Origin of the sequence: Corallococcus interemptor (genome assembly GCF_003668875.1) — a bacterium.
GTDB lineage: Bacteria > Myxococcota > Myxococcia > Myxococcales > Myxococcaceae > Corallococcus > Corallococcus interemptor.
This window is the reverse complement of sequence record NZ_RAWM01000222.1, coordinates 1-7,007: the sequence shown is the minus strand read 5'-3', so window position 1 is coordinate 7,007 and position 7,007 is coordinate 1. Positions and strand designations below refer to the sequence as shown.

Below are 7,007 nucleotides of genomic sequence, written 5' to 3'. Positions count from 1 at the left end.
GACGGGAAGGGGTGGGTCGCGGAGATTGGCCCCGCCAGCCCCTCCCCGACGAGCGCCCATTGCATCAATTCCCCAAAGATATCGGGTGGATAGAGGTCATCTGCGGTTCGATGTTCTCCGGCAAGACGGAGGAGTTGATCCGCCGCGTCAAGCGCGCGCTGTACGGCCGGCAGAAGGTGCGCGTGTTCAAGCCGCGCATCGACACCCGCTATGACGACACGCAGGTGGTCAGCCACAGCCAGTTGAAATTGACGTCCCTGCCTATCGAAAGGGCTGAAGAAATTTTCCGGCACCTGGCCCCCGACACGCAGGTGGTGGGCATCGACGAGGTTCAATTCCTGGGCGGAGAAGTGGTGCAGGTGTGCGAGGCGCTCGCCCAGAAGGGCCTGCGCGTCATCTGCGCGGGCCTGGACCAGGACTACCAGGGGCGCCCCTTCGAGCCGATGCCGCAGCTGATGGCGGTGGCGGAGTACGTGACGAAGGAGCTGGCCATCTGCGCGGTGTGCGGGAACCCGGCCAACCGTTCGCAGCGCATCATTGGCAGCGGGGAGCGGGTGGTGGTGGGCGCGGCGGGGGCCTACGAGCCGCGCTGCCGCAAGTGTCACGTGGCGGAACCCGCGGAGGCGAGCCCTCCGCAGACGCTGAAGCTGTTCGACTGAAAAAGCAGAAGCCGCCCCAGGCCTGAGCGGGAGCCCCTTGCGATGCGCGACACCCTCTACGCGAACGTGCCCTTCAAGCTGAACGAGATGGCCCACCACTACGGGCCCAACGTTCACCTGGTGGGCAATCCGTTTCTCCTCTCACAGCTGGCCACGCTGTGCGCCAAGGGCACGCTGCAGCCGCAGATCAACCGGCTGGTGGAGCAGCTCTACGCGGACCTGGTGAAGACGGTCATCAACGCGGAGTTCCCGCGCAAGATGGTCACCATTCCCACGCGAATGATCGACTCGACGCCGCTGGGCATCTACCAGGGCGAGGTGGTGGATCCGCAGCTGCGCGTGGTGACGGTGAACATCGCGCGGGCGGGCACGCTGCCGTCGCAGGTGACGTATGACCTGCTCAACTTCACGGTGGATCCGTCCCTGGTGCGCCAGGACCACATCATCATGAGCCGGATGATCGACGCGGCCCAGGCGGTGGTGGGCTCGGAGATTGGCGGCGCGAAGATTGGCGGGGACGTGGACGACGCGTTCGTGCTGTTCCCGGACCCCATGGGGGCCACGGGCGGCAGCCTGTCCACGGCCATCACCCTGTACAAGACGAAGGTGCCCGGGCACGCCCGGCGCATCATCACGCTCAACCTCATCGTCACGCCGGAGTACCTGCGCCGGATGACGACGGAGCACCCGGACGTCATCATCTACGCGCTCCGGTTGGACCGAGGCCTGTCCCCACCGGAGGTGTTCGGCACCGCGCCGGGGCTGCTCTGGGACAAGGAGCGGGGCCTGGATGACCGGCAGTACATCGTCCCCGGCGGCGGCGGCTTCGGGGAGATCATGAACAACGCCTACGTGTAGAGGGAGCACCCGGTGACGACGTTCCACGAGAAGGATGTCGGCGTCCTCATCTCCGAGGAGGCCGTGCAGGCGCGCGTGAAGGAGCTGGGCGCGCAGATTACCCGCGACTACCAGGGCAAGGAGCTGACGCTCGTCTGCGTGCTCAAGGGCTCCGTGTTCTTCGCCATCGACCTGGCGCGGGCCATCGACCTGCCGCTGACGCTCGAGTTCCTGGGCGTGTCCAGCTACCACGGCGGCACGGAGTCCACGGGCGAGGTGCGCATCACCACGGACGTGTCCAAGCCGATGGCGGGCAAGCACCTGCTCATCATCGAGGACATCATCGACACGGGGCTCACCATGAGCTTCCTGCTGGAGAACCTCCAGGCGCGCCACCCGGCGTCCGTGAAGATCTGCTCGCTCCTGGAGAAGCCCGCGCGGGCCAAGACGAAGGTCCACATCGACTACAAGGGCTTCGTCATCGAGGACAAGTTCGTCGTCGGGTACGGCCTGGACTACGGCGAGAAGTACCGGAACGTGCCGTTCATCGGCATCTGGAAGCACACTTAAAGAAACGCCTGATGGGCCCGGGTGCCCCTCCCTCCGGGGTGGGGGCCTCGGGACTGCCGCATGCACAGCCTCCCCTGGGACCTGGAGGAGGCTTGAACATGCGCGACAGAAACACAAAGGCCAGCCGGACGGCGGCCGCGGGCGGCGAGGCGATCCAGAAGTACCTGGCGGAGGCCGTCGGCACGTTCGTGCTGGTGCTCGGCGGGGTGGGGGCGGCGGTGCTGGCGGGCGACCGCATCGGCTTCCTGGGCGTGGCCTTCGCGTTCGGGCTGTCGCTCCTGGCCATGGTCTACACGGTGGGCCCCATCTCCGGCTGCCACGTGAACCCGGCCGTGACGGTGGGCCTGCTGATGGCGGGCAAGTTCGACAAGCGGCATCTGGCTGGCTACGTCGTCGCGCAGTGCGTGGGCGCCATCGTCGCGGCGGGCGTGGTGCTGCTCATCGCGAAGGGCGCGCCGGGCGGCTACTCCGCGGGCGCGGAGGGGCTGGGCAGCAACGGCTACGGGGCGGCGTCCCCGGAGGGCTACGGCGGCGGGGCGGCCTTCCTCACGGAGGTGGCGCTCACCTTCCTGCTGGTGCTGACGGTGCTGGGGGCCACGGACTCGCGCGCGCCGGTGGGCTTCGCGGGCCTGGCCATTGGCCTGGTGCTGACGCTCATCCACCTGGTGGGCATCCCCATCACCAATACGTCAGTGAACCCGGCGCGAAGCCTGGGCCCGGCGCTGTTCGCCGGAGGAGAAGCCCTGCGCCAGCTGTGGCTGTTCATCGTCGCGCCGCTGCTGGGCGCGGCCTTCGCGTCCGCGGTGTACCGGCTGGTGGCCCGCCCGGCGGCGCAGATTACCGCCGCGCGCGCGGAGCAGGCCCTGGACGAGGAGCGCCGCGAGCGCGTGACCGGCCGGCGCGACGTGGAGCACCCCGTCTAGGAGGGTGGGGCGCTAGAAGGCGGCGTCGAAGACGACGTCGTTGGCGGCGCCCACGCCCACGCCCACCTGGTAGGAGGACACGCGGCGCTCGAAGAAGTTGGTGAGCTCCTGCACGTCCTGCAGGTCCATGAAGTGCAGCGGGTTCTTGGTGTGGAAGATGGGGGCCATGCCCAGCATCTGGAGGCGCTGGTCGGCCACGTACTCCAGGTAGCCACGCATCTCCTGCACCGACAGGCCCATCACGCCGCCGCTCAGCAGGTCCTGGGCGAACTGCGTCTCGCACTCCACCGCGTCGCGCATCATCTGCACGACGTCCTTCTCCAGGCTCGCGTCGAAGAGGTCCGGCTCCTCCTTGCGCGCCGTCTTGATGGCCTCGAAGGCGAAGGCCATGTGGGTGGACTCGTCGCGGAACACCCAGTTGGTGCCCGCGGCCAGGCCGTTGAGCAGCCCCTTGCTGCGCAGGAAGTACACGTACGCGAAGGCCGCGAAGAAGAAGAGGCCTTCAATGCAGCCCGCGAAGCAGATGAGGTTGAGCAGGAACTGGCGGCGGTCCGACTTGGAGCGGACCTGATCCAGCGCCTGGATGCTGTCCATCCACTTCATGCAGAAGCGCGCCTTGCGCTGGATGGACGGGATGTTGTCCACCGCCGCGAAGGCCTTGGCGCGCTCGGCCGGGTCCGGCACGTAGGTGTCCAGCAGCGTCAGGTAGAACTGGACGTGCAGGGCCTCCTCGTACAGCTGCCGGGACAGGTACATGCGCGCTTCGGGCGCGTTCAGGTGCTTGTAGAGGTTGAGCACCAGGTTGTTGCCGACGATGGAGTCGCCCGTGGCGAAGAAGGCCACCAGCCGGTGGATGAGGTGACGCTCCGCGTCCGTCATCTTCGAGCGCAGGTCCACCAGGTCCGTGGAGAAGTCCACCTCCTCCACCGTCCAGGTGTTCTTGATGGCGTTGCGGTACATCTCGAAGAAGACGGGATACGCCATGGGGCGCAGCGTCAGGTTCATTCCCGGATCAAGCAGCATTGCTTCGACACTCCCTTACGAAGGACGGGTGGGGTGGGGGACGGGCCAGGGCTACTGGCACGCCTCGCACGCCTCGGGGTTTTCCAGCGAGCACGCCACCGCTTCCGCCTCCGCGGTCACCGTCTGCGGCGCGGGCGTGGGGGCTGCGGCAATCGTCGGGCCGCCCTGGCCCACGGTGGCCTTGGCGATGCGGGTCGCCGGGCGCGAGCGCAGGTAGTACGTCGTCTTGAGCCCCTTCTGCCACGCGTAGAAGTACATCGAGGACAGCTTCCCGATGTTGGGCGTCTCCACGAAGAGGTTGAGCGACTGGCTCTGGTCGATGAAGGCGCCGCGGTCCGCGCCCATGTCCAGCAGCGAGCGCATGGGGACCTCCCACGCGGTGCGGTAGAGGGCGCGCAGCTCCTCCGGAAGCTCCGTGAGGTCCTGCACGCTGCCTTCGGCCAGCTTGATGCGGTTGCGGGTGTTCTCGTTCCAGAGCCCCAGCTGCTGCAGGTCGCGCACCAGGTAGCGGTTCACCTGGAGGAAGTCACCGGACAGGGTCTCGCGCTTGAAGAGGTTGGACACCTGCGGCTCGATGCACTCGTAGCAGCCGGCGATGGACGCGATGGTGGCCGTGGGCGCGATGGCGATCATCAGCGAGTTGCGCAGGCCCACCTTCATGATGCGCGAGCGCAGCGCGTCCCAGCGCAGCGTGTCCTCGGGGACGATGCCCCAGCTGTCGAACTGCAGCTCGCCCTTGGCCGCGCGCGTCTCCGGGAAGGCCGGGTGCGCGCCGAACTGCTCCGCCAGGTCGGAGGAGGTGACGAGCGCCGCGTAGTAGATCTCTTCCGAGATCTTCTTGGACAGGTTGCGCGCCTCGACGGAGTCGAAGGGCAGGCGCAGCTGGAAGAAGACGTCCTGGAGGCCCATCAGGCCCAGGCCCACCGGGCGCCAGCGGCGGTTGGAGTCCGCGGCGGTGGGGATGGGGTAGTAGTTGAGGTCGATGACGCGGTCCAACTGCTTGAGCGCGAGCATCGCGTTGGAGCGCAGCAGGTCGAAGTCGAACTTCCCGTCCTTCACCATGCGGCCCAGGTTGAGCGAGCCCAGGTTGCACACCGCCGTCTCACCCTGGCTCGTGACCTCCAGGATTTCGGTGCAGAGGTTGGACAGGTGGATGACGTTGCCCGGCTGGCCGGTCTGGTTGCTCTTGCGGTTGCAGATGTCCTTGAAGGTCATCCAGCCGTTGCCCGTCTGGGCCAGCACCTTCATCATCCGCGCGTACAGGTCGCGCGCCTTCACCTTGCGCACGGCCTGGCCCTGCGCTTCGGCCGCGACGTAGGCCTTCTCGAAGGCGTCACCGAAGAGGTCGGTGAGGTGCGGGGTCGTCTTCGGATCGAAGAGGCTCCACTCCTGGTCCGCCTCCACGCGGCGCATGAAGAGGTCCGGCACCCAGTTGGCCAGGTTGAGGTTGTGGGCGCGGCGGGCCTCGTCACCGGTGTTGTCGCGCAGCTCGAGGAAGTCCTCGATGTCCGCGTGCCACGTCTCCAGGTACACGCAGCACGCGCCCTTGCGCTTGCCGCCCTGGTTCACCGCCGCCACGGACGCGTCCAGCGTCTTGAGCCACGGGACGATGCCGTTGGAGTGGCCGTTGGTGGACTTGATGAGCGAACCGCGCGCGCGCACGCGGTGGTACGCCACGCCGATGCCGCCGCTGAACTTCGACAGCATCGCGATGTCCGAGTACTTCTTGTAGATGGCGTCCAGCTCGTCCGCGGGCGAGTCCAGGAGGAAGCAGCTGGAGAGCTGCTCGTGGCGCGTGCCGGAGTTGAACAGGGTGGGGGAGCTGGGGAGGTACTCCAGCGAGCTGAACAGGCGGTAGAGCTCGATGGCCTCGCGCGCGTTGTCGCCGGACAGGGCGCAGGCCACGCGCAGGAAGAAGTCCTGCGGCGTCTCGATGACTTCGCGCGTCTGCGGGTTCTTGAGGAGGTAGCGGTCGTAGACGGTGCGCAGGCCGAAGTACTCGAACAGGTCGTTGCGGACCGGGTCGATGGCGGCGTTGAGCTTGCGCGCGTTGGCCTGGACGAAGGTGAGCAGGCGGTCCGCGATGAGGCCGTGCTTGTGGCCGGCGGCGACGGACTGGCTGAAGGACTGGATGTCCTGGTTGCTGACCTCCTTCTGGATGAAGGTGGACAGCAGGCGCGCGGAGAGCCGGGCGTACTCGGGCTCTTCGACGATGAGGGCCGCGGCGGTCTGGATGGACAGGCTGTCCAGTTCCCGCGTGGTGGCGCCGTCGTACAGGCCGCTGATGGTCTTGGTGGCCACGCGCATCACGTCCACGCGCGACAGGCCCACGCACGACTTGCCCACCGCGCGGACGATCTTGTTGAGGTCCACCGGCTCCGCCGTGCCGTTGCGCTTCTTCACCCGCATGGTGGTGGCGAAGTCACCGGGAGCCGACGAGGCCTGCGTGGCGGGCGCCACGGTGGCGGAGTCAGGGGGCGGCGAGGCGACGGCGTTCGGCTTGAAGGGCGTCTGGACGGTCACGGGCGTCTCACTTCCGGGCAAGGCAATGGCGTAGCCATCAGGGCGGACTGACCCTGTGGGTGACGGCTTCGGAGATGACTGGGAGGGACTGCTTTCCGATCAGGACCCGAGGGTCTGACTACAGCGACCCGACATGTAGCTGGGTGTACGGCGGAAGTGGGTGTTTCGCAAGAAAACCACTGCCGCCTCCAGGGTCCAGGAACGCACCCCCCGTGATGGGGGGCGAGCAACCGGCGAACCCAAGCTATGGGGGGTCCCCCGGTGTGTCAACGCTAGATCCTGTGTAAACCTGCCGCCGGGGTCGGATCGATCATTGCAATCTATGATCACTTGCCAACAGGGTTCCGGCAGTCCTCCGCAGGACATTTACAGACACGCAAAGGCGCTTCGGACCCCATCTTTTTCATGGGGTCAGCCAACCCCTGGAGATCAGGGCGCGACGCCCGCGTCGGGGGTTGGGGCGGGTGACGGG

Annotated in this window: 6 protein-coding genes; 4 read left to right on the top strand and 2 right to left on the bottom strand. The window is 67.3% G+C overall.

Going from position 1 to position 7,007, the window contains the following annotated elements; genetic code table 11:
- The 4 genes from D7X96_RS38225 to aqpZ form a co-directional block, all read left to right on the top strand.
- A partial coding sequence (locus tag D7X96_RS38225) for a thymidine kinase (RefSeq protein ID WP_279637428.1) occupies positions 1-659 on the top strand: 659 nt, incomplete at its 5' end.
- 42 nt (positions 660-701) lie between these two features.
- Positions 702-1,517 carry a uracil phosphoribosyltransferase gene (locus D7X96_RS38220; RefSeq protein ID WP_120552984.1) on the top strand — a complete coding sequence of 272 codons (816 nt, stop codon included), beginning with the start codon at positions 702-704 and terminating at the stop codon, positions 1,515-1,517.
- A gap of 12 nt (positions 1,518-1,529) precedes the next feature.
- Positions 1,530-2,066, top strand: coding sequence for a hypoxanthine phosphoribosyltransferase (hpt, locus tag D7X96_RS38215; protein ID WP_120552985.1), 537 nt, complete (start codon positions 1,530-1,532; stop codon positions 2,064-2,066).
- Positions 2,067-2,164: 98 nt separating this feature from the next.
- A complete protein-coding gene (gene aqpZ / locus D7X96_RS38210; RefSeq protein ID WP_121771942.1) occupies positions 2,165-2,989 on the top strand; it encodes an aquaporin Z in 825 nt (274 codons plus the stop codon).
- 12 nt (positions 2,990-3,001) lie between these two features.
- Here the strand turns inward: aqpZ and D7X96_RS38205 are convergent, their stop codons facing one another.
- Positions 3,002-4,012: a ribonucleotide-diphosphate reductase subunit beta gene (locus tag D7X96_RS38205; protein WP_120552986.1), complete on the bottom strand. Its 1,011-nt coding sequence runs from the start codon at positions 4,010-4,012 to the stop codon at positions 3,002-3,004.
- Positions 4,013-4,063: 51 nt separating this feature from the next.
- On the bottom strand, positions 4,064-6,421 hold the full coding sequence (locus D7X96_RS38200; protein WP_120552987.1) for a ribonucleoside-diphosphate reductase subunit alpha: 2,358 nt from the start codon (positions 6,419-6,421) through the stop codon (positions 4,064-4,066).
- Positions 6,422-7,007: the final 586 nt, after the last annotated feature.

Bases quoted from the DNA above. Each gene is read 5' to 3' on its own strand.
- D7X96_RS38200 (WP_120552987.1), bottom strand. From the start codon at position 6,421: ATGCGGGTGAAGAAGCGCAACGGCACGGCGGAGCCGGTGGACCTCAAC.
- aqpZ (WP_121771942.1), top strand. From the start codon at position 2,165: ATGCGCGACAGAAACACAAAGGCCAGCCGGACGGCGGCCGCGGGCGGC.
- D7X96_RS38205 (WP_120552986.1), bottom strand. From the start codon at position 4,012: ATGCTGCTTGATCCGGGAATGAACCTGACGCTGCGCCCCATGGCGTAT.
- D7X96_RS38220 (WP_120552984.1), top strand. From the start codon at position 702: ATGCGCGACACCCTCTACGCGAACGTGCCCTTCAAGCTGAACGAGATG.